The 25,484-nt window shown below is 64.3% G+C and carries 21 protein-coding genes; 11 read left to right on the forward strand and 10 right to left on the reverse strand.

Translation table 11 applies throughout. The features are described from left to right. The first annotated feature begins 257 nt into the window (after positions 1-257). Complete coding sequence (locus tag AC25ND_RS25290) at positions 258-632, forward strand: DUF2784 domain-containing protein (RefSeq protein ID WP_186596186.1); 375 nt, start codon at positions 258-260, stop codon at positions 630-632. On the opposite strand, the gene tam is transcribed toward AC25ND_RS25290, so the two are convergent. Together tam and AC25ND_RS25300 are read right to left on the reverse strand one after the other, a co-directional pair. Next, entirely contained in the window at positions 609-1,385 is a 777-nt protein-coding gene (gene tam / locus AC25ND_RS25295; protein ID WP_186596188.1) for a trans-aconitate 2-methyltransferase, read from the reverse strand. The genes AC25ND_RS25290 and tam overlap by 24 nt on opposite strands. A gap of 153 nt (positions 1,386-1,538) precedes the next feature. Beyond that, positions 1,539-2,948 (reverse strand): amino acid permease, encoded by a 1,410-nt coding sequence (locus AC25ND_RS25300; RefSeq protein ID WP_486976644.1) that lies wholly within the window; start codon positions 2,946-2,948, stop codon positions 1,539-1,541. A gap of 439 nt (positions 2,949-3,387) precedes the next feature. On the opposite strand from AC25ND_RS25300, the gene AC25ND_RS25305 reads away from it, so the two are divergent. Then, positions 3,388-4,812: an aminotransferase-like domain-containing protein gene (locus tag AC25ND_RS25305; RefSeq protein WP_062361059.1), complete on the forward strand. Its 1,425-nt coding sequence runs from the start codon at positions 3,388-3,390 to the stop codon at positions 4,810-4,812. An 84-nt stretch (positions 4,813-4,896) separates the two neighbouring features. Here the strand turns inward: AC25ND_RS25305 and AC25ND_RS25310 are convergent, their stop codons facing one another. From AC25ND_RS25310 to AC25ND_RS25320, 3 genes are read right to left on the reverse strand one after another with little or no spacing between them, the layout of a single operon-like run. Then, complete coding sequence (locus AC25ND_RS25310; RefSeq protein WP_062361057.1) at positions 4,897-5,919, reverse strand: histone deacetylase family protein; 1,023 nt, start codon at positions 5,917-5,919, stop codon at positions 4,897-4,899. Continuing rightward, the gene (locus AC25ND_RS25315) at positions 5,919-7,160 is read right to left on the reverse strand and encodes a Zn-dependent hydrolase (protein ID WP_182324449.1); all 1,242 of its coding nucleotides are present in this window, start codon (positions 7,158-7,160) and stop codon (positions 5,919-5,921) included. Before AC25ND_RS25315 ends, AC25ND_RS25310 begins: the two co-directional genes overlap by 1 nt. Positions 7,161-7,176: 16 nt before the next feature. Next, positions 7,177-8,481 (reverse strand): MFS transporter, encoded by a 1,305-nt coding sequence (locus tag AC25ND_RS25320; protein ID WP_486976645.1) that lies wholly within the window; start codon positions 8,479-8,481, stop codon positions 7,177-7,179. Positions 8,482-8,639: 158 nt separating this feature from the next. On the opposite strand from AC25ND_RS25320, the gene AC25ND_RS25325 reads away from it, so the two are divergent. Continuing rightward, positions 8,640-9,557, forward strand: coding sequence for a LysR family transcriptional regulator (locus AC25ND_RS25325; protein WP_062361051.1), 918 nt, complete (start codon positions 8,640-8,642; stop codon positions 9,555-9,557). An 18-nt stretch (positions 9,558-9,575) separates the two neighbouring features. Here AC25ND_RS25325 and AC25ND_RS25330 read toward each other — a convergent pair whose 3' ends face one another. The 4 genes from AC25ND_RS25330 to AC25ND_RS25345 form a co-directional block, all read right to left on the reverse strand. Continuing rightward, positions 9,576-9,857, reverse strand: coding sequence for a type II toxin-antitoxin system RelE family toxin (locus AC25ND_RS25330; protein ID WP_062361050.1), 282 nt, complete (start codon positions 9,855-9,857; stop codon positions 9,576-9,578). Further along, positions 9,847-10,092, reverse strand: a complete 246-nt coding sequence (locus tag AC25ND_RS25335) for a type II toxin-antitoxin system Phd/YefM family antitoxin (RefSeq protein ID WP_050705246.1) — start codon at positions 10,090-10,092, stop codon at positions 9,847-9,849. Before AC25ND_RS25335 ends, AC25ND_RS25330 begins: the two co-directional genes overlap by 11 nt. A 64-nt stretch (positions 10,093-10,156) precedes the next feature. Then, a complete protein-coding gene (locus AC25ND_RS25340; RefSeq protein ID WP_062361048.1) occupies positions 10,157-10,897 on the reverse strand; it encodes a hypothetical protein in 741 nt (246 codons plus the stop codon). Positions 10,898-11,049: 152 nt separating this feature from the next. Beyond that, a complete protein-coding gene (locus AC25ND_RS25345) occupies positions 11,050-11,796 on the reverse strand; it encodes a sulfite exporter TauE/SafE family protein (protein ID WP_069017253.1) in 747 nt (248 codons plus the stop codon). 245 nt (positions 11,797-12,041) lie between these two features. Between AC25ND_RS25345 and AC25ND_RS25350 the strand changes: the two genes are divergently transcribed. The 7 genes from AC25ND_RS25350 to AC25ND_RS25380 all read left to right on the forward strand — a co-directional run bounded on the left by AC25ND_RS25350 (position 12,042) and on the right by AC25ND_RS25380 (position 23,711). Next, positions 12,042-15,437 (forward strand): Ig-like domain-containing protein, encoded by a 3,396-nt coding sequence (locus AC25ND_RS25350; protein WP_486976646.1) that lies wholly within the window; start codon positions 12,042-12,044, stop codon positions 15,435-15,437. A 56-nt stretch (positions 15,438-15,493) separates the two neighbouring features. Further along, positions 15,494-16,450 carry an SCO family protein gene (locus AC25ND_RS25355; protein ID WP_280060539.1) on the forward strand — a complete coding sequence of 319 codons (957 nt, stop codon included), beginning with the start codon at positions 15,494-15,496 and terminating at the stop codon, positions 16,448-16,450. Positions 16,451-16,589: 139 nt separating this feature from the next. Further along, the gene (locus AC25ND_RS25360) at positions 16,590-17,012 is read left to right on the forward strand and encodes a hypothetical protein (protein ID WP_028692015.1); all 423 of its coding nucleotides are present in this window, start codon (positions 16,590-16,592) and stop codon (positions 17,010-17,012) included. A 107-nt stretch (positions 17,013-17,119) separates the two neighbouring features. Beyond that, positions 17,120-20,341, forward strand: coding sequence for a DEAD/DEAH box helicase (locus tag AC25ND_RS25365; RefSeq protein ID WP_486976647.1), 3,222 nt, complete (start codon positions 17,120-17,122; stop codon positions 20,339-20,341). A gap of 125 nt (positions 20,342-20,466) precedes the next feature. Further along, complete coding sequence (locus tag AC25ND_RS25370; RefSeq protein ID WP_280060538.1) at positions 20,467-21,744, forward strand: bifunctional O-acetylhomoserine aminocarboxypropyltransferase/cysteine synthase; 1,278 nt, start codon at positions 20,467-20,469, stop codon at positions 21,742-21,744. A gap of 64 nt (positions 21,745-21,808) precedes the next feature. Continuing rightward, positions 21,809-22,591 carry a hypothetical protein gene (locus tag AC25ND_RS25375; RefSeq protein ID WP_062361035.1) on the forward strand — a complete coding sequence of 261 codons (783 nt, stop codon included), beginning with the start codon at positions 21,809-21,811 and terminating at the stop codon, positions 22,589-22,591. Positions 22,592-22,649: 58 nt separating this feature from the next. Continuing rightward, positions 22,650-23,711 (forward strand): PD-(D/E)XK nuclease family protein, encoded by a 1,062-nt coding sequence (locus AC25ND_RS25380; protein ID WP_486976648.1) that lies wholly within the window; start codon positions 22,650-22,652, stop codon positions 23,709-23,711. A 68-nt stretch (positions 23,712-23,779) separates the two neighbouring features. Here the strand turns inward: AC25ND_RS25380 and AC25ND_RS25385 are convergent, their stop codons facing one another. Beyond that, entirely contained in the window at positions 23,780-24,076 is a 297-nt protein-coding gene (locus AC25ND_RS25385) for a DUF3077 domain-containing protein (RefSeq protein ID WP_063630095.1), read from the reverse strand. Between the two features lie 413 nt (positions 24,077-24,489). On the opposite strand from AC25ND_RS25385, the gene AC25ND_RS25390 reads away from it, so the two are divergent. Beyond that, entirely contained in the window at positions 24,490-25,395 is a 906-nt protein-coding gene (locus AC25ND_RS25390) for an AraC family transcriptional regulator (protein WP_486976649.1), read from the forward strand. Positions 25,396-25,484 lie beyond the last annotated feature (89 nt).

Raw genomic sequence — 25,484 nt, forward strand, 5'->3', positions numbered from 1 at the left:
ACGGTCTCCGAAGTAAAAGCACCCTGCGAAAGCGTACGCCTCGCAGGGTGCCGGGGTGACCATCTCATTAAGTAACCCGCCGTAAGGGCGGAAAGGTGACTATGCGTCGACATCGCAAATGAATGCGCATACAACTATAAAAACAATCACCGCCCAGACTCAGAAACTCAGAAACTCAGAAACTCAGAAACTCAGAAACTCAGAAACAAAAAACATGACAAACTAACCCGACTCCAACAGCAAGGCCCCACCCCACCATGTTCTACCGCCTGGCCGCCGACACCCTGGTCCTGTTCCACCTCTCGTTCATCCTGCTGGTCCTGTTCGGCGGCCTGCTGGTGCTCTGGCGCAGCCGCGCCCTGCTGATCCACCTCCCCGCCCTCGCCTGGGGCCTGGCCGTGGAAGGCCTGCACCTGGAGTGCCCCCTGACCGACTGGGAAAACCACCTGCGCAAAACCGCCGGCGACGCCGGCTACCACGGCGGCTTCGTCGAACACTACATCTGGCCAGTGATCTACCCCGCCGGCTTGACCCCGCAAAACCAGCTGTGGCTGGGCACCATCGTACTGCTGCTCAACCTCGGCATCTACGCCTGCGTGCTCTGGCGCCTAGCGCGTCGCCACCACGAATAACCGCGGGAACGGCAACAACACCCGACCATCGCTGGCCGGCGGGTAGTCACGCTGCATGGCCTGCAAGTAAAGCTGCAGGAAACTCGCCTGCTCCTGATCATCCAGCCGCGCCAGGTAAGGCCGCAACGCCGAGCCCTTGAACCACTCCACCACCGCTTCGGCGCCGCCGACCAGCGGGTGGTGATAGGTGGTACGCCACACATCCACCCGTGCGCACAGCGGGCTGAGCAGGTCGTAGTAGAACCCGGCGTTGTGCCGCGGCGGCAGGCAGAAATCGGCGAACTTGCCAGCCCAGGGCCCCTGGCTGGCGATCTCGCGCAACTGGCGGTGAGCCGGCTCGTCGAGGTTATCGGGGGTCTGCACGGCCAGGCTGGCGCCCTCGCCCAGTTGCCGCACCAGGTGCGGGTAGAGGCTGGCGTGGTCCGGCACCCACTGCAAAGACGCGTTGGCCAGGATCAGGTCCTGGGGCTCGTGGGCGGTCCAGCTGGCGATCTCGCCAATCTCGCAACGCACCCGTGGAATGCTCAGCCGTGGCCGCTGCCGAGCCTTGTCGATCATGTCCGGATCGCTGTCCAGGGCCAGGACCTGGGCATCGGGACAGCGTTGCAGCAACACCTCGGTGGAGTTGCCCGGGCCGCAGCCCAGGTCCGTGGCATGCCGCGCCGGACGCGCCGGCACGGCGGCCAGCAGATCACGCACGGCGCGGGTGCGTTCATCCTCGAACAACGAATACTGGGTGGCGGACCAGACCATGGGCGACTCCTAGTAGGGCAATTATGTGCAGCATAAGCCATGTCGGCATGCTGCAACGTAAGGATGATCTGACTGGCAAACAAGGTTTTGCCAACAAACGAAAACGGCCGGTCCCTCGAAAGGGACCGGCCGTTGCCAAAGGCACCAGCGCAATCAGTGACGCTTGGCGCTACGGATCTGGTGCACCACGCCCATGGCCACCACGATGGCTGCGGCGATACCGGTGGAAATCACCAGGATCTGGTAGTCAGGCATGAAGGCCATGGTCACCAGGGCCGCCACGATGAACACGATCACCAGGTAGGTCAGCCATGGGAACAGCCACATCTTCAGGCGCACTTCCTTGCCCTCGGCGATCAGCTTGCGGCGCATGCGCAGCTGCGAGAAGGCGATCACCAGGTACACCAGCAGGGCAATCATGCCAGTGGTGTTCATCAGGGTTTCCAGCACGTCCTTTGGCCGCAGGGTGTCACTGAAGTTGATCAGCGCGCAGAAGACCGCCACCAGGCACGAGCCGATGATCGCGTTCACCGGGACGCCGGTACCGATGCGGGTGAACGTGAACAGGCGCGGCGCGTCGCCACGCTGAGCCAGGGAGAACAGCATGCGCGAAGCGGTGTAGTGGCCGGAGATCAGGCAGCTGCTCACCGAGGTGAGCACCACGAAGTTCATCAGCAGCTCGGCATACGGCACGCCCAGCAGTTCCAGGGTACGGCGGTAGGCACCATAGCCGGAGACACCCAGTTGCGGGTCGTTCCACGGCACCAGGCAGACGATCAGGAAGATCGAGCCGACGTAGAACAGGCACACACGCCACACCACCGAGTTGGTCGCCTTGACGATCTGGGTGGCCGGGTCCTTCGCCTCTGAGGCGGCAATGGTGACGATCTCGGCGCCGAGGAAAGCGAACATCACCCCCAGCAAGGCGCCGATCACCGTGGTGATGCCGTTGGGCATGAAGCCTTCGGCGGTCAGGTGGGTAATACCGCGCACTTCACCGAACTGCCAGATGTTCATCACCGCGGCGGTGCACACCACCAGGAAGCAGACGATCGCCACCACCTTGATCAGCGCGAACCAGAACTCGAACTCGCCATAGTGCTTGACGTTGAAGAAGTTGACGGTGATCAGCAGCAGCGTCGTGGCCAGCACGAACACGTTGACGCTCACGTCGGGGAAGAAACCGTGCAGGATCTTGCCCGCCACGTAGGCCTCCCAGGCCATGAGGATCACCCAGTACCACCAGTACAGCCAGCCGATGGTGAAACCGGCCCAGCGGCCAATGGCGCGGTCGGCGTAGGTGGAGAACGAGCCGGTGTCCGGCGAGGAGGTCGCCATTTCGCCGAGCATGCGCATGATCAGCACCACCAGGATGCCGCCGGCGAGGTACGCCAGCACAGCGGCCGGGCCGGCGCTGTGGATGACACTGCCGGAACCGACGAACAAGGCGCCGCCGATCACCCCGGCGATGGACATCATCGTCAGGTGGCGCGACTTGAGCGAGGCACTGAGCTTGCTCTCGTGCCCGTCCTTCGCGGTGGTGGATGTGGATGTTGCGTCCATCAGTTATTTACCCCGTGCTTCTTTTTATCCAAGGAAAAACTGTGAAACCCCGATGGTTATCGGTCTCACCTGTACATCAGTGCTACTGCGGGCAGGGAGGTGTGCGCGAGCACACGCAGGCCATCCGTGGCGGCCTGCTTACGCGGCCAGAGGCAACCCTCTGGACGAACTGAACCATGCTGGGGACGGACGAGAGGCGTCCGGCCAGGCGAAAAGAAGGTGCGGGGCAAACCCCGACGGCAAAGCAGCGATGTTGTGATTATTCATGGCGCTGGTACGTGCTGTGTTGGCTATATCTGACACGTAATGTAAAAATGTCGAACACATAGAGCCATGCACAGCGGCATGAAAAACGCACTGCACTGTACAGGCCGCCGATGCAATACACCCGCGATACCCCTGCAGGCGCCTGGCGCCGCGCACACCTGAAGGCCCCCGAATGCTCCAGCTCCATCCGGACTCCTCCACCCCGCTGGTCAACCAGATCATCGACGGACTGCGCGCGCTGATCGACGACCAGACGCTCAAGCCCGGGGCCAAGGTCCCGTCGATCCGGGCGTTCGCCTCTACCTACTCGGTGAGCACCTTCACCGTGGTCGAGGCCTACGACAGGCTGGTGGCCCAGGGCTTGCTGGTAAGCAAGGGCAATGCGGGGTTCTTCGTCAATCGTGCGGCGAACGAGCTACTGGAAAAGCACAACGTCGAGGTCGACACCAGTCGCCCCACCTTCAATTCCGAGTGGTACCTACAGCAGATCTTCGAGATCCGTCAGTTGCCGTTCAAGCCCGGTTGCGGCTGGCTGCCCAACGACTGGATGTACGAGGAAGGCCTGCGTCGCGGCCTGCGCCAGGTCGCCGGCAGCCCGCTGGAGCTGTCCGGCTACGGCGACCCCCTGGGCCTGCCGGAGTTGCGCGCGCTGACCGCGCAGAACCTGCAGCAGGAACTGTCGATCGTCGCCAACCCGGCGCAGCTGATGCTCACCCACGGCGCCAGCCAGGCTCTGGACCTGGCCGTGCGCACCCTGGTGCGCCCCGGCGACGTGGTGCTGGTGGACGACCCCGGCTACCCCAACCTGATGAGCATCCTGCGCACCCAGGGCGCCACCCTGGTGGGCGTGCCGCGTACCCCGGCGGGCTACGACCTCGACCAGCTCGAGCGCCTGTTGGCCCACCACCGCCCCACGGCGTTCTTCACCCAGCCGCACCTGCACAGCCCGACCTGCTCGCGCACCCCGCTGGCGCAACTGCACCGCCTGCTGCAACTGGCCAGCCAGCATGGCTTCCGGCTGGTGGAGAACAACCTCTACGCCGACATGATCGCCGACCCGCTGCCGTGCCTGGCCAGCCTCGACCACCTGCAGCAGGTGGTGTACGTGGGCAGCTACTCGAAAAGCATCTCGCCCAACGTGCGGGTCGGCTACCTACTGGCGAACCCCGAACTGACCCAGCAACTGCTGCACCTGAAGATGCGCTCAGGCCTGACCACCTCGCAGGTGATGGAGCGGGTGGTGTACGCCGCAATCATCGACGGTCGCTGGCGCAAACACCTCAAGCGCCTGCGCCAGCGCTTGGCCGAGGCGCATCAGGAAGTGGGGCGGCACCTGCACCGGCTGGGCTTCGAGCTGTTCATCGAATCGGACGAGGGGATGTATATCTGGACCCGCCATCCGGCGATCCCCGACAGCGCCGCGCTGCTGGACGATGCCCTGGAGAAAGGCATCATGCTCGGGCCCGGACAGCTATTCATGGTAGATGCCAAGGCCACCGGGTGGATGCGCTTCAATGTGGCGTTCAGCACCGATCCGGCGATGTGGGAGTTGTTGGAGAAGGTGCTGGTCAAGCATGTTCGCCGGGGCGGGGTGTAACACCCCTACCACCGCAATCGCGGGGCAAGCCCGCTCCCACAGGTTGTATCACAACAGTGGGAGCGGGCTTGCCCCGCGATAGTCCTATCGCCAATCCCGCTTTTCAGAGAAGAACGCCCGCGCATTCGCGTCCAGGCTCTCAAGGTGATACCCCCCCTCTTGCACAATCAGGCAGGGCAACCGCAGCGCCCGAATACGTTCCCCCAGCCGCGCAAAACCGTCGGTCGTCACCGCCACCTTGCTCTGCGGATCCAGCTCGTAGATATCGAACCCCAACGACAACACCAGCACCTCGGCGCCAAAGTTCTTCACCGCTTGCAACGCAACCTCCAGTTGCGCCATGAAGTCCGCTTCACTCGCCCCGTGGGCCATCGGCAGATTGAGATTGCAGCCCTCCCCCGCGCCTTGGCCACGCTCGTCCGCAAAGCCGGCCACGCCGGGGTAGAAGTTGGTCGGGTCACCGTGCACCGAGACATACAGCACATCGTCGCGCTCGTAGAAGATCTCCTGGATGCCCTGCCCGTGGTGCATGTCGGTGTCCAGGATCGCCACGCGGCCGTAGCGACTTCGCAATACCTGGGCGGCCACGGCGGCATTGTTGAGGTAGCAGAATCCACCGGCGGCATCGTAACGGGCATGATGCCCCGGCGGCCGGCACAAAGCGTAAGCGGCGGGTTCACCATCGAGAATCGCCTGGGCGCCCGCCACCGCGCTCTGCGCCGACCAGTAGGCCGAGCGCCAGGTGTGCTCGCCCACCGGGCAGCTGCCATCGGCCAGGTAGCGAGCAGCCTGGGCAAGAATGCCACGCAGGGCGTTGGGTTCGCGCACGAAGATGTTGGACATCACCTCGTCGCCCCAGTCCTCGGGCACCTCTTTCCAGCGCGCATGGGCTTGTTCGAGGAAACTCAGGTAGGCCTCGCCGTGTACGGCCTTGAGCGGTGCGAGGCCGGCGTCGGCAGGCTGGCGAATGTCGAAGCCCAGGCCCTTGGCGGCCTGCAACAGCCGCTGGGCGCGCTCGGGCACCTCCTGAGGGGTGCGCATCGCGCCACGGGAGTAATAGCTGCGCGGATGGTGCAGCAGTTGTTCGGGGTGGAAATAGCAGCGCATCAGGCCTCTCCTTCGTCAACCTGGCCGGCACGGGCCAGCACGGCGTTGAGCAATACATCGACGCCCTGGCGGGCATCGTCGGGCAACACGTCCTCGGCTTCGTTGTGGCTCAGCCCGCCGACGCAGGGGATGAACACCATCGCCGTGGGGCAGAAGCGCGCCAGCAGGATCGCGTCATGACCGGCGCCACTGACGATGGACTGCTGGCTGTAGCCCAGGCCATCCACCGCCTGCTGCACGACGGCCACGCACTGGGCATCGAACGGCGTGGCCGGGCTGACCCAGTGGCGCTCGATGCGCACGCTGAGGCCGCGCTGGTTGGCAATGGCCTGCAGTTGCAGGCTGATGTCGCGCTCCATCGCGTCGATGGCCGCGTCGCGGTGATGGCGCAGGTCGAGGGTGAAACGCACCACGCCCGGAATGGTGTTGCGCGACGACTTGGCGATGCTCAGCTCACCGACCGTGGTCAGGCCCTCGGGAGCGAAGTCCGTGGCCAGCTGCTCGATGGCCTGGATCATCCGCGCCACACCGTACAAGGCATCCTTGCGCAGCTTCATCGGCGTAGTGCCGGCATGGGCGGCCATGCCCTCGACGGTCACGTCGAGCCAGCGGATCGCCTGGCCGCCGCTGACCACGCCGATGCTGTTGGCGTTATCCTCGAGGATCGGGCCCTGCTCGATATGTGCCTCGAAATAGGCGTCCACGGCGCCACCCAGCGGACGCTGGCCGGCAAAGCCGGTGCGCGCCAGTTCATCGGCGACGCTGATGCCGTCGGCATCGCGGATCGCCAGGGCCTGCGCCAGCGGCAAGGTGCCGGTGAACACCGCCGAGCCGAACATGGCCGGGGTGAAACGGGCGCCCTCCTCATTGGTCCACACCGCGATCTCCAGCGGCTTGCGGGTACGGATGCCCAGGTCGTTCAGGCGGCGCACCACTTCAAGCCCTGCCAGCACGCCGTAGACGCCGTCGAAACGCCCGCCTTCGGGCTGGGTGTCGAGGTGGCTGCCCATCATCACCGGCGCGGCCTGCGGGTCGGTGCCTTGGCGACGGGCAAACAGGTTGCCGATGGCATCCACGCTCAGGCTCAAGCCGGCCTCGCGGCACCAGTGGCCGAACAGCTCGCGACCGGCCTTGTCCTCGTCGCTCAGGGCCAGGCGGCAGCTGCCGCCACGAGCGGTGGCGCCGACCTCGGCCATGGCCATCAGGCTCGCCCACAGGCGTTCGCCATTGCATTTCAACATTGCGGATACTCCAGATTCAGGCCAGCTCGAGCTGCCGGCTACGGGCGTATCGGCGCGTCAGCGCCAGCACGCAGACCAGGGAAGTGCAGGCGATCAGGCTGTAGAAGACCGCCATCGGCCACCATTGGCCGGTGAAGCTGTGCGCCAGCCAGGTGCCGATCAGCGGGGTCAGGCCCCCGGCGATGGCGCCGCAGACCTGATAGGCCAGGGAGATGGCGGTGTAGCGCACGCGGGTGTCGAACATGCCGCTGACATACCCGGCGATCACCGCGTAGAACGACGCCATGCACGCCGCCGCCAAGGCAATGCCGAGCACGATCAGCGGGCCTTCGCCACTGCCCACCAGCACGAACATCGGGTACGGCGAGGCCATCGCCAGCAGCGCGACCAGCGCCAGGAAGCGCGTGGCGCCGAGCTTTTCCGAGACCCAAGCGGCCAGGGGCTGCACGCAGAACTGGATGATCGCCACGAAGAACAGGCATTCGAGGATCAGCGAGCGCTCCAGGTGCAACTGCTGGGTGGTGTAGCTGATCATGAAGGTGTTGGTGAAGTAGACCCCGGCGATACCCAGCGTATTGGCGCCGATGCACAGCAATAGCGGCCGCCACGCGGTCCGAAGCACCTCCAGCACTGGCGCCTGCTCCTTGCGCCGGGCCTTCTCGGCCTGCGCGCGGCTGGCGAGGAACTCGGGCGATTCGTTGACCCCCAGGCGAATCGCCAGGCCCACCAGCAGCAACAGCGCGCTGGCCAGGAACGGCACACGCCAGCCCCAGCTCATCAGGTCGTCTTCCGGCAGGCGGGTGACCGCGCTGAACGCCAGCAACGACAGGATCAGGCCCGCCGGGCTGCCCAGCTGGGCGAACGAGGCGAAGAAATTGCGGCGCCCCTTGGGCGCATGCTCGCCGGCCATCAGCACTGCCCCGCCCCACTCGCCGCCCACGGCAATGCCCTGAACCACCCGCAGCAGGATCAACAGCACCGGCGCGGTCGCGCCGATCTGCGCGTAGGTCGGCAGCAGGCCGATGGCGACGGTGACCACGCCCATCATCAGCAGGGTGATGACCAGTGATTTCTTGCGACCGATGCGGTCACCGATGTGGCCGAAGACGATGCCGCCCAGGGGGCGGGCGAAGAAGCCCACGGCAAAGGTGCCGAAGGCGGCCATGGTGCTGAACAGGCTATTGTCGGAGGGGAAGAACAAGGCGCCGAATACCAGCGCGGCGGCGGTGGCGTAGATGTAGAAGTCGTACCACTCGATCATGGTGCCGATGAACGCGGCGGCGGCGGCACGGCGCGGTTGGGGCGAAGCGGCGGGCTTCATGGGTGGCTCCTTTGGTTGTTTTTCTGGCAGGAGTTTTTAGGACATGGCGACGCTCTGACGGCGCCTGCACTGCTGGAGATGATTCATCGCCGAAGCCTATAATTCAATTTTCTATTTATTATTCGAATTATTAGCCACACTTATTATCGAGCCCGACCATGCCCGACCGCCTGCTCAACGACCGCCTCGACTGGAACCTGCTGCGCACCTTCCGCGTCATCGGCCAGGAGCTGTCGATCAGCCGCGCCGCCGCCCGCCTGCACCTCACCCAGCCAGCCGTGAGCCAGGCGCTCAAGCGCCTCGAGGAACAGCTCGGACGCCAGCTCATCGCCCGTCGCGGCCCGCGCTTCGTGCTGACTGAGGTGGGCGAGCAACTGTTCCAGCTGGCCGGCGAGGTATACGGGCAGATGTCGCAGATCGGTGGCTTGCTGGAACAGCCGGCGGACGAGCTGGTAGGCAAGGTGCGCCTGCTGATGATCAGCCGCATCGTCAGCGAACGCTTCGATGATTTCCTCGCCGAGTTTCACCGCCAGCACCCGCGGGTGGAGCTGGAGATCGACGTGATGCGCAGCTCCGACATCGTCGCCGCGCTGCAGGAAAAGACCGCCACCGCCGGCCTGAGCCTCAACCGTCGGCCGCAGCCACGGCTGGAGCAACGGCTGTTCCTGCGCCAGCGCTACGCGTTCTTCTGCGGCAGGCACCACGGGCTGTTCGGCCAGGCCGAAGGCGATCTGCAACGGGAGAACTTTGTCAGTTTTACCAGCGACCAGATCGGCGGCATGCTTTCGCCGCTGACCATCTTCCGCGACCAGCAGGGCTTCGCCGGGCGCATCGTCGCCTCGTCACCGAGCCTGGAAGAGGTGCGCCGCCTGGTCATTGCCGGTTTCGGCATCGGCTGCCTGCCCGAACACGTGGTGGCGGAGGATGTAGACGCGGGGCTGCTGTGGAAACTGCCGCCGCACGAGGGCATTGCCGACGTGGACATCCACCTGCTGTGGAACAGGGACCAGCGCATGAGCCGTGCGGAAGGCCTGTTCATCGAGGCCTTGCTGTCGGCCTGTACACCAGCGACCTAGCTGGGATGCTGCAGACACTCAGCGATTGTAAGCCGAGCGGTAGGCCTGCCCGCGCTCACGCTTGCCTATCGCCACCACCACCACCACTACCCGATCATCCTCGACGCGGTAGACCAGTCGATAGCCGCTGGCCCTGAGCTTGATCTTGTAGTGGTTGGGCAAATCACGCAGCGCATCCACACCGACCTTGGGCGAGAGCAAGCGTTGCCGGAGCGTCTTTCTGGCCTGCTCACGCACGGTGTGCCCCAGCTTCTCCCACTCCTTCAGGGCCGAAGGCAGGAACTCGAGCCTATAGGTCATCCAGCTCGACCGGGATGCCTTTCTCTCCCGCGCGCGCCTTGACCAATGCCACCAGTTCGATATCTTCCAGTCGTTCCATCATCGCCTCGTAGAGTTCAGCGGGCACCATGTAGCCCATGACGCGATTATGGTTGAGGACTGCCACCGGTTTCCCCTGTGCATCGGCCATGACTGCCGTAGGATTCTTCTTTAATTCCGAGACACTGACAGTGACGTCGGCAAAGATGTTCTGCATGTTAATAGCCCTCATTCAAGCGCTATATTTTGGTCATAATTCAGGTCTTTTTCAAGCAAGGCTGCTACAGAGGATGCGAAATACTCGCTGTCCTCGCCCGCCCCAGCCACGCATACGCCAACGTCAGCAACCCCAGCACCAACCCGGCAAAGACCGCGACCACCACCTGGCTGTAGCGCGCCAGCAGCGCCGGGAACCCCACCACTTCACGGGTCACCTGGATATCGGCGCTGCCGTCGGCATCGCGAATGCTGATCCCGCCCTGACGGATCTGCGAATAATCGGCATCGAAGTACACCCAGACCTTGCTTTCGCTCACCCCGTCGATGGCCGGCAGGTCGATGCTGCTGGTGGGCGTCGGCACCAGCGTGTCGTTGCCGGCGGCGTCACGCACCTGCACCAGGCCCTTGGCCGGCAAGCGGATGTGCACGGCCTTGAGCGGCACCTGCGCGGGGTTGTACAGCTCGATAAGCAGGCCGGTGCGGTGATCCACCAACCCGGCCTCGAACGGCCTGGCGAACAGGTGCAGGTACGGAGCCTGGGCCAGGTCGACCAGCTTGTCGATCTGCGGATGGCTGAGGGCGCCGGCGCCGATCTCGCTGATCTGCGAGTGCAACCGCTCATACTTGAGCAGGTCGTTGGCCTGGCTGATGCGCTCGCTGAACTGGCCCGGGTAGGTGAGATGGGCGTAGGTCAGGCGTGCCTGCAGGCGGTCGTCATCGCGCAGCACCGCATAGAGCATGGCGGCGACGGCGACCAGGGCGAGCAGCCCTACCAGGGATTTACCGACTTTTTCCCAATTCACCTGAGGGTTCCTTGTTTTACGGGCGTGTCGAGAGGCAAGGCAGGCAAGGGTGCCAAGAACACCGGATTCGGGCAAGGGTTGGCTGCCTGAGGTGAAGCGGTCTTGCGTGATAGTCGGAATGTACGCTCCTACAGAGGTGGTGTTCAGCTTGATCAGCCCCGCGCCAGCAACCCCGGCACCGCCACGGCCAGCATCGCCACCCCGGACAAGGTCAGCAGCCCCAGCACGATCCGGCGAAACGCCCGCTCACTGATCCCCAGGTACAGCCGCGTGCCCAGCAGCGTCGGCACTGCCATCGCCAACACCACCACCGCGAACGCCGGCAGCAGCGCCGGGGTCACCAACCCGCTGCCCAGGTAGGTGAGCATGGTCACCGCCAGCATCGACAAGTTGAAGTTCTGGATCACCGCCCGCTGGGTGTCGCGCTCGAACCCGCGCAGGGTGCACCAGAGCGTCGGCACGGTGCCGGTAAAGCCGCCGATGCCGCCCAGCACCCCGCCGACCATGCCCACCGCGCCATCGGCCAGTCGTCCCCCCTGCAGACGCGGCAGGCGTGGCGCCAGCAACATCAGTGGGCACCACACCACCAACAGCGTGCCGAACACCGCTTTAAACCACAGCATGTCCAGGTAAGGCAGCACCCACACACCCAGCGGAATCCCCGCCAGGCCACCAAGCACAAAGGGCCACAACAGCGACCAGCTGAAGCCCCGGCGCACGCTGAACACCGCGATCAACTGCCCGGTAAGGCTGCCGAATACCGTCAGCACCGCCGCCACCTTTGGTTCCAGCCCCCAGGCCCAGAACGACATGGCCACCATGCCGAAGGCAAAGCCTGACAAGCCTTGGACGAACCCGGCGACGATGGCGCCAAGGGCGATAAGGTAAAGCGGATCCATGTGGGCTCCCGGTGACGATCGAAGGCATCGGGTGGGCAGCATTCCCCACCCAGCAGTGGGTGTCCAGCCCCAGGTTTGCGGCAATACCTTGAGCGTTTCTCGCCCTCACTCTCAGCAACATCTTGAAACAACTGGCGTTTGGCCATTTGCCGTTTGGCACAGCCGTTGCTGTGCCCTGTTCAAGGCACTTCGTCGCTCTTCGAGTGGCAACAGATGCCGGTCTGCACAACACGGGGCATACGGCAATGAACAAACCCGCTGCGACATCGACCCAGGTGTTCAGGTTGTCTACCGTTACGGCACTGCTGGTCAGCCTTGGGCTGGCCAGCGCGTTCGCCGGGTCGCTCGACGATGTGGGCCAGCCACCGCCTACCGATCCTTCCGCCTACAGCGAACCGCCCGTCACGCCAGTGGCCCTGGCGGCAGCGCTGGAAGACTTGAAATCGATGCCCGAGGCCAACGAGGGCTCGCTGGAACTGACCGATGGCGTCTATGGCAACCGCGCGACGGTGACCACCAACAACGTGCTGCCCCCCGCGCTGCAGACCTCGCGCAAATACCCCACCAACGGCAAGCCCAGCCCCTTGTTCGGCGCCGAGCCGTTCACCCAGGAGTTGCTGCTGTTCGAGGAATTCGGTCCGGAGAAACTCGACCCGGCCACACCGCCCTACGTCATGACCTTTCCGCCGCCCGTGGTCGGCGCGGCCCCCGCCCAGGACCCCGACTACGCCGCCCGCAGCAGCCCCAACGGCAACGCTCTGGAGGCGTTCCTGACCCAGCCGGGGCTGACGCCGTTCCCGTCGCAGTACGCCAACGTGCTCGACCGCAACCCGTGGAAGGCGCAGATCGAGATGTTCCTCAACCGCAGCGGGGTCGGTTCGCCCGCCGAAGGCCGTCCGCCAGGAAAGGGCTGGTCGCACCAGCGCTGGAACGAGTTCTACCCCCAGGCCGCGTTCAAGACCGCCCAGGCCGGGGCGCGCATCAACCAGGGCCTGCGCGATCGCAAGCAGTTGCACAACTATGCCAAGGGCGAGTTCGCCCCGGGCGGGCTGTACTACCAGACCTCCGACATCCCCACCACCCTGGGCACCACCAAGGGCATCGACACCCGCTTCCACCCCAAGATGCCCCTGCAGGGCCACAAGGCGCTGTGGACCTTCGACGGCACCTTTCCACCCAAGCTGCTGATGGTGCGCTATGGCCAACCGGTGCTGATGCGCCACTACAACGCCTTGCCGATCGACCCTTCGGCCAACAACGGCTTTGGCCTGCATACCATCTCCACCCACGAGCACAATGGCCACTCGCCAGCCGAGAGCGACGGCTTCGCCAATGCCTACTTCTTCCCCGGCCAGTACTACGACTATCGCTGGCCGATCCAGCTGGCCGGCTACGACACCATCAACACCCGCGCCCAGGACCCGCGCGCGGCCTTCCCCTGCGCACCGGGCGAAACCCTGTTCGTCAACGACGCCTCCCCTGGCCTGAAGACCTGCGAGAACGGCAGCATCAAGATTCGCGGCGACTGGCGCGAGACCATGAGCACCCACTGGTTCCACGACCACATGCTCGATTTCACCGCGCAGAACGTCTACAAGGGCAATGCGGTGATGATGAACTACTACTCGGCCATCGACCGCGGCAACGAAGCCCTGCAGGATGGCGTCAACCTGCGCTTCCCCAGTGGCGCGGCGATGCCCTGGGGCAACCGCGACTACGACGTCAACCTGGTGATCGCCGACAAGGCCTGGGACGCCAACGGCCAGCTGTGGTTCAACCCGTTCAACACCGACGGCTTTCTCGGCGACCAGATCCTGGTCAACTGGCAGTACCAGCCCAAGCTCAAGGTGCGCGCGCGCAGCTACCGCTTCCGTATCCTCAACGGCTCGGTGTCGCGCTACTTCAAGTTTGCCGTAGTGCGTGAAATCGCCGGCAACAGCGGCGAGCTCAAGGGCCCGAGCGGTTCCAACGTCTCCTATGCCCGCGTGCCGTTCCACATGATCGCCAACGACGGCAACATCATGGAGCACGCGGTGCCATTCGACGGCACCCTGGACCTCAATGGCGACGGCAACCTGCAGGACAACAACGCCATCCTGCCGCTGCAGGGCATCGCCGAGCGCTACGACATCATCATCAATTTCGCCAGGAACGGGATCAAGGCCGGAGACAAGCTGTACTTCGTCAACCTCATGGAACACGACACCGGCAAGGGCCCGAAACAGGCCATTAACCTGGCCGACGTGCTGTCGGAAAAGTACAAGGCGGTCATCAAGCAGACCAGCAAGGGCCCGGAATGGGATGGCGGCGACCCGGTGGTCGGCAAGTTCATGCAGTTGATCGTGCAGCCGTATACCGGCCAGGACGTCAGCATGGACCCGAGCCTGTATGAACCGGCCAAACCCGGCAAGGCCGCGGGCTTGGTGATGATTCCCCTGCCCCTGGACCGCACCAGCGCCAGCGATCAGGTCAAGCTCAGGGCCGCCCGCCACCGCGAGTTCATCTTCGGCCGCTCCGATGGCACCGACAGCGCGCCCTGGACCATCAAGACCGACGGCGGCTTCGGCTACAGCATGGACCCGCGGCGCATCAACGCCGCCCCGCAACTGGCCAGCGAAGCCACCGACGGCGGTTTCAGCGGCGACGGCACCCTCGAGGTGTGGAAGATCAAGAACGGCGGCAATGGCTGGAGCCACCCGGTGCACGTACACTTCGAGGAAGGGGTAATCCTCAGCCGTGACGGCAAGGCGCCGCCGGAATGGGAAAAATGGGCGCGCAAGGACGTCTACCGCATCGGCCCGGACGCTGATTCGTCGGAAGAAGTGGAAATGGCCATTCGCTTTCGCGAGTTCGCCGGCACCTACATGGAGCACTGCCACAACACCCAGCACGAGGACACCTCGATGCTGCTGCGCTGGGACCTGGAACACCCCGGCCAGTTCCAGATGATGCCGACGCCGCTGCCCGGCTGGGATGGCGTGGAATACGTCAACTCCGCCGCCCTGCCGACCTTTCGCACTGCCAGCAGTGGCTCCGGCAACGACGGCAACAAGCCGCCGGTGGCGGTGAACGACAGCGCCGCGACCATGGCCGGCAAGCCGATCGTGCTCAACGTGCTGGCCAACGACACCGACCCCGACGGCAACCTGCCGCTGAGCATCAGCAGCCTGGCCCAGCCCGACTCCGGCCAAGGCACGGTCAGCAGCAACGGCACGCAGCTCACCTACACCCCACCGGCCACCGTCGCCACGGCGTTCACCGCCAGCTTCACCTACGCCGCGCGCGACGCCAAGGGCCTTGAGTCGCTGGCGCCGGCCACGGTGAGCATCGCGGTCTCGCCAGCGGTGCCGATGGACGAGATCCAGGTCAGCAGCGCCACGGTGCAGTTGCGCAGCAACAACCGCTGGACCTGGGAAGTCTCCGGGACCACTTCGGTGGCCACCGGCAACAGCATCCGGGTTTCCACCAACACCACCAGCGGGCCGCTCGACCTGGGCCTGGCGCCCTTGAGCAGCAGCGGCAGCGGCGCGCGCTGGAAGCTGTCGGTGACCACCACCGGCAGCGGCCCGGCGTCACCACCGGCGGTGACGGTGAAGTCGGCACTGGGGCAGAGCGTGACGGTGCCGCTGAGTATCAAGTGACGTCGTGCAAGGGGCCGCCAGGCGGCCCTTTCATGCCAATCCAAGAGGGTCAGACCATGCCCCGCCTCTGCCGCCTGCTGCTCCTGCTGCTGCTCACCCTCGGCCTTTCCTGGTCGCTGCCCCCCAGCCCCCGCGCAACACCCTCCACTCCCTGGGGCGCCGACTACTTTCCCAACATCCCCTTGCTCACCCAGGACGGCCAACAGGTGCGCTTTTTCGACGACCTGATCAAGGGCAAGGTGGTGGCCATCAATTTCATCTTCACCGGCTGCGGCGACTCCTGTCCGGTGGAGACCGCCCGCCTGCGCCAGGTGCAGAAGCTGCTGGGCGAGCGCGTCGGCCAGGACATCTTCATCTACTCGATCAGCATCGATCCCTTTAACGACACCCCCGCCACCCTCAAGCGCTACGCCGAGAAGTTCGCCATCGGCCCGGGCTGGACCTTGCTCACCGGCCAAGCCGCCGACATCGAGCAACTGCGTCGCAGCCTCGGGTTGTACATAGAGGGCCTTGAGAATGGCCGCAGCAAGGACCACAACCTCAGCCTGATCATCGGCAACCAGGCCACCGGCCGCTGGATGAAGGCCTCGCCCTTCGAAAGCCCGTACATCCTCGCCGACCGCCTGGCCAACAGCCTGCACAACTGGAAGACCGCCAGCGCCCAGCACCACGACTACACCCAGGCCCCCGACATTCGCCCGCCCAGCGCGGGCGAACAACTGTTCAGGACCCGCTGCTCGTCGTGCCATACCCTGGGCGAGGCCGAGCCCGGCGCCACCCGAGGTATCGGTCCGGACCTGCTGGGAGTGACCCGCCAGCGTGACGAGGCCTGGCTCAAGCGCTGGCTGATGGAGCCCGACCGGATGCTGGCGGAGAAAGACCCGCTGGCGATGCTGCTGTACGCGCAGTACAACCAGCTGGCGATGCCCAACATGCGATTGGGGGAAACAGAAGTGGCGGCGCTGGTCGGCTATCTCGAAGAGGAAACGACGCGCTTGCAAGCACCATATTGAGCGACCGCAGGGGAACGCCACAGGGCAGCTGGCAATATCATGAAGCCATCAAATCGCGTTAAGCTCGCGGTATACACTCAGCCATCGCATCATTGGATCCGATGCACGCCTGCTCGCCGAGATCACAAGGAGTCTTCTCATGCCATACATCACCCAGGTCGACAGCACCCTTTGGGCGCTGATCACTCGCCTGCAGGGTCAGGAGCTGCAAACACCCCACACGCCAAGCAACGCCCGCTTCCAGGTCGACACGGTGGGTGCCGACAACCTGACGATCACCACCGGCGCCCAGGCCAGTAGCCTGACCATCAGCCGTGGGGCGTTCCAGCAAACACTGGACTATCTCGCAGCCAACGGGCACTTCGGCGTTTCCAACGCAGTCCCGGTCGCCTCAAACAAGGATCCGGCACTGGCCGGCCCGGTCTGCCTGGCGGCGCGTCTTCAGCCCAACGGCAACCCTGGGCGCATGGTCATCACCTACATCCTGCCTATTCTCGAGCACTGCCAGGCGGTCGGCATACAGCGCGCCATCACCCCGACCACGACCTGGCTTCTACCCTGAAGCCCATCTTGTCAGCGCGGCAGGACGCCAACGCGCCGCAGTTCACATGCCGCATTTTTGCCTAGAGCGACCGCCCGGATCCCCAGGCCCCGTTTTCAAGGATGTCGATGAACCCGTCAAACATCGTGCGCTACTGGCACGCCATCGAATTGTTGCAACCTCAACCCGTCCCCAAACTGAACATCCGTGACGAGGACGACATCTATCTGCCGTTCTTTCACGACATCCGCAGCCAGGACGACCCGCTGCCTTGGATGCCCGGCAGCCTGGTGGGCAAGCAGAAACTGCCGGAAAAACGCGTATGGAGCCACAGCCTGTTCGCCCACCTTTACGACAGCCTGGCGGTGACTACCGCCCTGGGGGAGCGGTTTGGCGCCGACCAGGGCTACAGCGAGCCACAGTCGCGGGAAACGGCCCTGTTCGCCCTGCGCTTCAGCGCCGAAGGCATGCTGGTACCGGACAGCCTGGTGCTGTCCAGCGAAGCCTGGTTTCTTGGTTGCGTGCTTGCCGAGCGGAATTGGGAGCATGGCTTCGCCAGCGCGCAGGACGACGCCCGCCAACTGGCCTGTCAGCTGCTTGGCACCGTCGTCACCAGCGATGCGTTGCATGAACTGACCCTGGCGATTGTTCAAGCGTTGGGGCTGGAGGCATTCTTCGGCGATGCCGCTCACCGCCACAGGGTGCGCTCCACCCCGATCGATCCAGAAAAGCCTACACCTCAGGACGATCCACTCAACAGCTTCCTGCTCGATGACCTCACTCATGTCGCATCGGCGCTGGATCGCGGCGTGTCCAGTACCGCGCTCACCCAGTACCTGCGTGAACATGCCCCAGGCCAACGGCTGCACCTGGACCAGCCGCATGCCTCGCTGCCGATCATCGAGCGTCTCTATCCCCATCGCCATGCGCCGGGCTGCTGGCCGAGCGATAAGCATCTTGGCCTGGTGCACTCGCAACAGCTGGCAGTCAACAGCCTGTTGGCCGAACTCGGTGAAAGTGCTGGAGTCATGGGGGTCAACGGCCCACCAGGAACAGGCAAGACCACGCTGTTGCGCGACCTGATCGCGGCCGTGGTGACCCGCAGAGCCGATGTGCTCGCCTCGTTCGACAGGGCTTCCCAGGCCTTTCTCAACAATGGCTGCGAGGAGCTCAACGACGGCGGGCGGCCGCAGAAAGGCTACCGCCTGAACCCCGAGCTGTTCGGTTTCGAAGTGGTAGTAGCCTCGAGCAATAATGGCGCGGTGGAAAACATCACGCTGGAGCTGCCGCAGGCCGGAAAGGTCGACCCCTCCTGGCTTGGCGAAATCGATTATTTCGCTGACATCGCCACGTTGCTGATCGACCAGCCGGCCTGGGGATTGATCTCTGCGGCACTGGGCAGCAAGACCAAGCGCAAGCAGTTCGTCAGCCAGTTTTTCTACGGTGAAGCCCCCCCCAAGAAGAAAAAGGCACGAACGAGCGAAGCCGCAAACGACCTGCAGACCGCCGACGTGCTCGCTGAGCACGAAGACAGCTACACCGCGGATATCGACGTATCCGACAAGCCGACCGGTCCTCGGGGGTTCATCGGCTGGCTGAGCAACCCGGCCAACAGCATCCCCGAGAGCGAACGCCAGGCACGCTGGAAAGCGGCAAAACGTCGCTACACCGCCAGCAAGGAAGCAGCCGACGCGCTGTGTGAGCAAATCGCGGCGATCAATCAACGAATCGATGCCGTTCGTGAAAGTCGAACGGCGCTGACCTTTCAACAGGCTGAGCATGACGCTCACTGGCGCGCCCATGAGCGACTCAAGGCCGGCCAGCTAGACCACGAGAACGCGAATCTGCTGCCAGCCCGGAACCAACTGAGAAATGCGCTGGATGCCCTGGACAGCCACGTCGGCCAACGGCCCGGCATATGGCGCAATCTCGTCACCCTCGGGGGGGCGGGCCGCACATGGCGTGCGCAACGTACCTATCTGCAGCAACGCCACCAGCTTTGCAGCGACAGTTACGCCACCGCCATGAAACAGGATGCGCGCCTTTCCGAGCAGCTACAGATGCATCAACTGCAGCTCGAAGCCGTCAAGCAGCAGCTTGGGCTTGCAGAGGCTGCACTGCACACCGACGTCGAAACAGCTCGGCAACTTGCCGTCGTGGGGGGAGCCGAGCATCTGCTGCCCTGGCTGACGCAGGGGGATATTGGCCGTGGGGAGGCCATTGAGAAACTCGAGCCCTGGCAATTGAAAGGCTGGCGCCAGGCACGGGCACGGGTGTTCATCGAGGCACTCGGCCTGCACAAGACCCTGTTCCAGATCGAGGCGAAGCGCTTGAGCGCCAACCTCTACTGCATCACCCGACAACTGACAGGCAGCCAGTATCTGGGCATTTCCCAAGACCTGAGCCGGTCGATCTGGGCATCACTGTTCATGGTGGTTCCGGTCCTGAGCAGTACCTTCGCCTCGTTCGCCCGATCGTTCGGCAGCTTTGGCTGTGAAGAAATTGGCTGGCTGCTGGTGGACGAGGCCGGCCAGGCCACGCCACAGGCTGCCGTAGGCGCCCTATGGCGTGCACGCCGCGCCGTGCTGGTCGGCGATCCGCTGCAATTGCCGCCCATCGTGCCGGTATGCGATGCGGTGCTTGAGCACATGCGAAACCACTACCAGGTCGATCCGCACTGGATCTGCAATCGCCAGTCCGCCCAGTCCCTTGCCGACCTCGCCACGCGATGGGGCAAGATGCTGGGCCCAAAGGAGGCGCAGACCTGGGTAGGCCTACCACTGGTGGTCCATCGCCGCTGCGACCGTCCAATGTTCGAGATGGCAAACCGTATCGCTTATGCCGGCGCTATGGTCTATGGCACGGGCACGCCGGAACCCGCGAAAGCTACCAAGGCCAGCCTTCCCTCCGGCTGGCTGCATGCTCCCGGTCCTTCGTCAGGCAACTGGGTCCGTCAGGAAGGCATCATGCTCAAACGTCTGCTGGAACGCCTTGAGGCCGATGGTGTGCCAAAGGACGCGATCACGGTCATTACGCCGTTTCAAGACGTACGGAGCAAACTCTCGACATTCTTGCCCGCCCAGATCGTCTACGGGACCATTCATACCATGCAAGGCAAGGAAGCGCAGATCATCGTACTGCTGCTGGGCGGAAGCGCCGACAGCCAAGGTGCGCGAGATTGGGCGGTGGAAACCCCGAATCTGCTCAACGTTGCAGTCACCCGCGCCAGGGAGCGGCTGTACGTCATCGGTGACTACGATGACTGGAGCAAGCGCCGACAGTTCGAACAGATCATGACGTTGTTGCCGAAACGATCCCTGCTGCCGCTCGACAGCACGACCTCTGCCTGAGCAGCCGCGCGAACCAGGCCCGACCGATGCCGGGCCTGGCCGCACCGCCCGTGTGACACTTGACCCGCACCTGCGGCCCGCTCCATGCTCGAACGCTTCCACCCCCACGCTCAAGGAACGACCGCATGAAGCTGGAAACACTCGCCATCCACGCGGGCTTCAGCCCCGACCCGACCACCAAGGCGGTGGCCGTGCCGATCTACCAGACCACCTCGTTCGCCTTCGACGACACCCAGCACGGTGCCGACCTGTTCGACCTGAAGGTGGCCGGGAATATCTACTCGCGCATCATGAACCCCACCAACGACGTGCTCGAGCAACGCATGGCCGCCCTCGAGGGCGGCGTCGGCGCGCTGGGGGTGGCCTCGGGCATGGCCGCCATCACCTACGCCATCCAGACCGTCGCCGAGGCCGGCGACAATGTCGTCTCGGTGGCCAAGCTGTATGGCGGCACCTACAACCTGCTGGCCCACACCCTGCCGCGCATGGGCATCACCACCCGCTTCGCCGCCCACGACGACATCGCCGCCCTCGAGGCGCTGATCGACGAACGCACCAAGGCGGTGTTCTGCGAGTCGATCGGCAACCCCGCCGGCAACATCGTCGATATCACCGCCCTGGCCGAGGCCGCCCACCGCCATGGCGTGCCGCTGATCGTCGACAACACCGTGGCCACGCCGATCCTCTGCCGCCCGTTCGAGCACGGCGCCGATATCGTGGTGCACTCGCTGACCAAGTACATCGGCGGCCACGGCACCAGCATCGGCGGCATCGTCATCGACTCGGGCAAATTCCCCTGGGCCGATCACAAGGAACGTTTCGCCCTGCTCAACACCCCCGACCCGTCCTATCACGGCGTCACCTACACCGAGGCCTTCGGACCCGCCGCCTTCATTGGTCGCTGCCGCGTGGTGCCGCTGCGCAACACCGGCGCCGCGCTGTCGCCGTTCAATGCCTTCCTGATCCTGCAAGGCCTGGAAACCCTGGCCCTGCGCATGGAGCGCCATACCGAGAACGCGCTCAAGGTCGCCCGCTACCTGCAGGAGCACGACCAGGTGGCCTGGGTGAAGTACGCAGGCCTGCCGGACCACCCCGAGCACGAACTGGCCCGGCGCTACACCGGCGGCAAGCCGGCATCGATCCTGTCGTTCGGCATCAAGGGCGGCCAGGCCGCCGGGGCGCGCTTCATCGATGCGCTGCAACTGGTGGTGCGCCTGGTCAACATCGGCGACGCCAAGTCGCTGGCCTGCCACCCCGCCTCCACCACCCATCGCCAGCTCAACGATGAAGAGCTGGAAAAAGCCGGCGTGCCGCGCGACATGGTGCGCCTGTCGATCGGCATCGAGCACAGCGACGACATCATCGCCGACCTCGCCCAGGCGCTGGAGGCCAGCCGAGGCTGATTGACCCGCGCCCCACCCAATGCCGACGGCGGGCGCAACCCTTGCAGAACCGGAACCCCGCGCAATGACCCTTTTCTACCTGAAACTCGTCGTCACCCCGCTGCTGATGTGGGCCATCTCCCTCGCCTCGCGGCGCTGGGGTGGCCTGCTTGGCGGGCTGCTGTCCGGGCTGCCGATCACCTCGGCCCTGGTGATGACCTTCCTGTGCCTGGAGCAAGGCACGGGCTTCGCCCTGGGCGCGGTGCCCGGCGCACTGGGTGGGCTGGCGGCCGTGCAGGCCACCTACACCTTCTACCTGTTCGTCACGCGCAGACTCGGTACCGCACCGGCCGTCGCGCTGTCGATCCTGTTCTATGGCCTGGCGGCCTATGCCTTCACCCACTGGGGTGGGCTGTACCTGTCGGTGGCCGTGGCGCTGCTGCTGATCGGCGTGCTGATCCGCGCCAGTGGCCGCGAGCCCAGGCCCAACACCCTTGCCCGCCCCCGACACCGATATTGGGAGATTCCGCTGCGCATGGTGTCCGCCACCTCGCTGCTGATGGTCACCACCAGCCTGGCCAGCTGGCTGGGGCCGGCCACCAGCGGCATGCTGGCGCCGATTCCGGTGATTGCCTGGCCGCTGGTGGTATTCGCCCATGTGCAGGGCGGCCGAGCCGGGATGGCGGCGATGGTGCGGGGCAATGCGATTGGCGCGGTGGGGGTGATCGCGTTCTACCTGGCGATGGCGGGGTTGCTGGAAAAAACGAGCGTCGCGCTTACCATGCTGGTTGCAATGACAATCGCCGTTGGCCTCACCGTCATCCTGGCAACCTTGTTGAAAGGGCGTACCTTACGCCACCGCAATTGAAGGCACATCGGTACCGCCGACATTGATGCCCCGCAAGGGGAACACACGGAGAAACACCATGCATCTGGATCAGGCACGCGCCCTGCTTGCCGAAGCTGAACGGCATCGCCAGCCGGCGTATGAGCCCAGCATTTTTGCCCTGGGAGGGCGCGGTTACTACGAAAACCCCACCACTGACCTACTCGCGTTCTTCCTCGACCCCGATCAGATCCATGGCTTTGGTGATTGCTTCCTCAGCACTCTGCTGGGCTGCATCTGCAAGGAGTCGCCACCCCAGCCGACCCTGCGCCTGCCTCCGCAGCGTGAAGTGACAACCACCAATGGCAAACGCATCGATCTGTTGTTGCAGGGCGAGGACTGGCTGCTGATCCTCGAGAACAAAGTCTTCCACGCCCAGGTCAACCCGTTCGCCGACTACGAACTGTATGCCGATACCTTGGTCGGTGGCCGCGACAAACGCGTGTTGTTCGCGGTGCTGTCACCGTCGGGCAGCAATGTCGCCGATGGCTGGACAGGGCTCAGCTATGCCGAGCTTCTCGGTGCCCTGCGCACAGCGCTGTCGCAAAACGTCGAGCACAACCGCCTGAACAAGTGGCGCGTACTGGCCGACGAGTTCCTGCTGCATCTGGAAAACATCACCGTAGAGCGTGACATGAACCCTGAAAGCATTGATTTCATCTTCGAACACCTGCCGCAGATCAATGTACTCAACAAGTTGCGCGACCAGGCAGTCGAGGCACTGGATCGCAAGATCATCGCCCACCTGCAGGCCGAGATCGACGGCTTCGAAACCTTCACTCGCCGGCAACCCTGGGCGGATGGACCGGCGCTACGTTACGCCTGCAACAACTGGGTCGAATGGTCGGATGTGGTGCTCTACCTGGACGGCAGCCAGACGCCACTGCGGCCGACCATCCGCGTGTACCTTATCAACGTCGACACGCGCCAGATGGCGTTCGGTCGCCATTTGTTCGTGGATACCACAAGACAGCCGTGGACCGAAGGCCGGCGCGTGATCGGCTTCGAATGGAAGTTGGAAAGCTTCGACGAACGCGTGGTAATCGACATGATCCTGGAGAAAATGCGATTGTTGATTCAATTCGAAGCCGAAATGCGCTGACGTACTCCCTCCAGATGAAAAAGCCGCTTTCGATTGCTCGAAAGCGGCCCTTACCTTTACGCCAATGCTCAACTGTCGCCTTGCTCCTGCCTCACCGGCAACTGCCCATCGATCATCGCCTTGGCCATGCCACTGAGGTAGTACGTCGCCCGCATCAGCGTCTGTGCCTCTTTCGGCTGGCTCAACGCCTGGTACGTCAGCGATGTGATACAGCCCAGGATGATTGTTGTTTCCTGCAGCACGTCCTCGGTCGGCAACCCCGGGATCGCCTGCACCCAGTCGCGTACCGAGAACTGCCTGGTGCGGCCGACCAGGCTGACGATCTTCAAGTCTGTGGTGCCCTTTGCGTGTTCGTCCTTGTCCATGACCTTGCCCCCTGGAAAAAGAAAGAGCCCGTCGCGCTTCATCCTCCGGAACCGCCATACCTGACTGCGCGATCCGTGCGCAGTAAGCTGCCCAGTGGTGCGGCCTGTTCCGACGGGTGAAGCGCGACGAGCAGGCCGAGACTAAAGCGATCGCCAATGCGCTACAACGGGCTACCGGCAGGAAAAGGCATCTTTAGGAAAAGGCCTACATAAACAACGAAACAAAGGCTGCAGGACCTGAAATATTCTCCGCATAGGTTGTCCACCGCGAGACAAGTCGCATCGCCGCGCCCACGAAGGCCGCATTGACCTGCATCGGGTGGCACCAGGGATGCCTTGGCTGCAAAGCATCTGCCCTGCTCCAGCACTTCAGGCTACGATGACACCTCGCCCCGCCAGGCCCAGCCACCGCCATGCCCAGAACCAGCAAAGTCACCGACCCATCCTACGAGTTGATGGACGACCATGAAGGCGCCTCGCTGATCTACCGTCAGCACGGCTTCCCCAGCCCGCTGGTGCGCTGGCATTTCCACAAGGAATACGAGCTGCACCTGATCGTTGCCAGTGCAGGCAAGGTGTTCATCGGCGACTACATCGGCAACTTCGCCCCCGACACGCTGTTCCTCACCGGCCCCAACCTGCCGCACAACTGGATCAGCCAGGTCGGCCCCGACGAAGTGGTGGCCAAGCGCGACATGCTGGTGAACTTCACCGACGAGGTGCTTGAAGGCGGCAGCCAGGTGTTCTCCGAGCTCACCCAGCTCGCCCCGCTGCTGGCACGAGCGCGCTACGGCATCGAGTTCCGTGACCCGGCGCTGATCCGCGATAGCCGTCACCTGCTGCAACGCATCGCCGATAGCTGCGGCATGACCCGCCTGGGATACTTTTTTATCCTCATGGAACAGCTGGCCGCCTGTGAGGAGTACCAGCTGCTGTCCACCGTCACCTCCTCGCAGCTGGCCGACGAGCACAACGTCGAGCGCATCAACCGGGCGGTGGACTACATCTTCCAGCACTACGCCCAGGACCTGAACCAGAACGCGGTGGCCGAGCACCTGGGGATGACGCCGACCTACTTTTCGCGGTTTTTCAAGCAGGCCGCCGGGCGCGGCTTCGTCGAGTTCGTCAACCGGCTGCGGGTGAGCAAGTCGTGCGAGCTGCTGGCCAAGGGCGAGCTGCCGGTGACCGAAGTGTGCTTCGAATCGGGCTTCAGCAACCTGTCGAACTTCAACCGGCGTTTTTTGCAGCTCAAGGGCATGACCCCGTCCGACTACCGCAGCCTGGTGACCCAGCGCCTTACCGAGCAGAACCGGGCCTGAATCGGGGCGATGTGCCGAGGTCGTACGCAATCCCTGTGGGAGCGGCCTTGTGTCGCGAAAGGGCCGCACAGCGGCCCCGGCGATTCATG

It is taken from the genome of Pseudomonas sp. P110(2024), from assembly GCF_057480795.1.

Excerpts from the sequence above, each read along its gene's own strand:
- AC25ND_RS25290 (WP_186596186.1), top strand. The coding sequence starts at position 258 with ATGTTCTACCGCCTGGCCGCCGACACCCTGGTCCTGTTCCACCTCTCG.
- tam (WP_186596188.1), bottom strand. The coding sequence starts at position 1,385 with ATGGTCTGGTCCGCCACCCAGTATTCGTTGTTCGAGGATGAACGCACC.
- AC25ND_RS25300 (WP_486976644.1), bottom strand. The coding sequence starts at position 2,948 with ATGGACGCAACATCCACATCCACCACCGCGAAGGACGGGCACGAGAGC.
- AC25ND_RS25305 (WP_062361059.1), top strand. The coding sequence starts at position 3,388 with ATGCTCCAGCTCCATCCGGACTCCTCCACCCCGCTGGTCAACCAGATC.
- AC25ND_RS25310 (WP_062361057.1), bottom strand. The coding sequence starts at position 5,919 with ATGCGCTGCTATTTCCACCCCGAACAACTGCTGCACCATCCGCGCAGC.
- AC25ND_RS25315 (WP_182324449.1), bottom strand. The coding sequence starts at position 7,160 with ATGTTGAAATGCAATGGCGAACGCCTGTGGGCGAGCCTGATGGCCATG.
- AC25ND_RS25320 (WP_486976645.1), bottom strand. The coding sequence starts at position 8,481 with ATGAAGCCCGCCGCTTCGCCCCAACCGCGCCGTGCCGCCGCCGCCGCG.
- AC25ND_RS25325 (WP_062361051.1), top strand. The coding sequence starts at position 8,640 with ATGCCCGACCGCCTGCTCAACGACCGCCTCGACTGGAACCTGCTGCGC.
- AC25ND_RS25330 (WP_062361050.1), bottom strand. The coding sequence starts at position 9,857 with ATGACCTATAGGCTCGAGTTCCTGCCTTCGGCCCTGAAGGAGTGGGAG.
- AC25ND_RS25335 (WP_050705246.1), bottom strand. The coding sequence starts at position 10,092 with ATGCAGAACATCTTTGCCGACGTCACTGTCAGTGTCTCGGAATTAAAG.
- AC25ND_RS25345 (WP_069017253.1), bottom strand. The coding sequence starts at position 11,796 with ATGGATCCGCTTTACCTTATCGCCCTTGGCGCCATCGTCGCCGGGTTC.
- AC25ND_RS25350 (WP_486976646.1), top strand. The coding sequence starts at position 12,042 with ATGAACAAACCCGCTGCGACATCGACCCAGGTGTTCAGGTTGTCTACC.
- AC25ND_RS25355 (WP_280060539.1), top strand. The coding sequence starts at position 15,494 with ATGCCCCGCCTCTGCCGCCTGCTGCTCCTGCTGCTGCTCACCCTCGGC.
- AC25ND_RS25360 (WP_028692015.1), top strand. The coding sequence starts at position 16,590 with ATGCCATACATCACCCAGGTCGACAGCACCCTTTGGGCGCTGATCACT.
- AC25ND_RS25365 (WP_486976647.1), top strand. The coding sequence starts at position 17,120 with ATGAACCCGTCAAACATCGTGCGCTACTGGCACGCCATCGAATTGTTG.
- AC25ND_RS25370 (WP_280060538.1), top strand. The coding sequence starts at position 20,467 with ATGAAGCTGGAAACACTCGCCATCCACGCGGGCTTCAGCCCCGACCCG.
- AC25ND_RS25375 (WP_062361035.1), top strand. The coding sequence starts at position 21,809 with ATGACCCTTTTCTACCTGAAACTCGTCGTCACCCCGCTGCTGATGTGG.
- AC25ND_RS25380 (WP_486976648.1), top strand. The coding sequence starts at position 22,650 with ATGCATCTGGATCAGGCACGCGCCCTGCTTGCCGAAGCTGAACGGCAT.
- AC25ND_RS25385 (WP_063630095.1), bottom strand. The coding sequence starts at position 24,076 with ATGGACAAGGACGAACACGCAAAGGGCACCACAGACTTGAAGATCGTC.
- AC25ND_RS25390 (WP_486976649.1), top strand. The coding sequence starts at position 24,490 with ATGCCCAGAACCAGCAAAGTCACCGACCCATCCTACGAGTTGATGGAC.